We start from the raw sequence: 689 nt of genomic DNA, 5'->3' as shown, positions 1-689 counted from the left end.
GGCAAGCTCGAGCCGGTCTATGAGACGTTGCGCCGGGTCCGGCGCGAGCTCGCGCCGCACATCGCCCTGATCGGCTTCTGCGGCGCGCCGTGGACGGTTGCGACCTACATGGTGGCCGGCCAAGGCACGCCGGATCAGGCGCCGGCACGGATGCTCGCCTACCGCCATCCGGACGCATTTGCGCGAATCATCGACGTGCTGGTCGAGAACTCGATCCGGCACCTGGTCGGCCAGCTCAAGGCCGGCGCCGATTGCGTGCAGGTCTTCGACACCTGGGCCGGCGTGCTGCCGCCGCGCGAATTCGCGCGTTGGTCGATCGAGCCGGCGCGACGCATCGTGGCCGGCGTGCGCAAACAGGTGCCGAACGCAAAGATCATCGGCTTTCCGCGCGGCGCCGGCGGCTTGCTGCCGGCCTATGTCGAGCAAACCGGCGTCGATGCGGTGTCGATCGATTGGGCAACGGAGCCGGCGATGATCCGCGAGCGCGTGCAACCGCGCGCGGCCGTGCAGGGCAATCTCGATCCGCTGGCCCTGATCGCCGGCGGCGCCGCGCTCGATCGCGCGGTGGACGACGTGCTGGAGAATTTCGGCCAGGGCCGGCTGATCTTCAATCTCGGCCACGGCATCTTGCCGGAAACCCCGATCGCCCATGTCGAGCGGATGGTAGCGCGGGTGCGCGCGCATAAGCG

General features: G+C 69.4%; 1 protein-coding gene. It reads left to right on the top strand.

The features are described 5' to 3' along the window. The coding region (locus tag J6500_RS31455; protein ID WP_225716581.1) for a uroporphyrinogen decarboxylase family protein at nucleotides 1-689 on the top strand (689 nt) is incomplete at both ends.

The organism is Bradyrhizobium semiaridum (assembly GCF_020329505.1).
Classification (GTDB): Bacteria; Pseudomonadota; Alphaproteobacteria; order Rhizobiales; family Xanthobacteraceae; genus Bradyrhizobium; species Bradyrhizobium semiaridum.
This window is presented reverse-complemented; position numbering and strand designations above follow the sequence as displayed.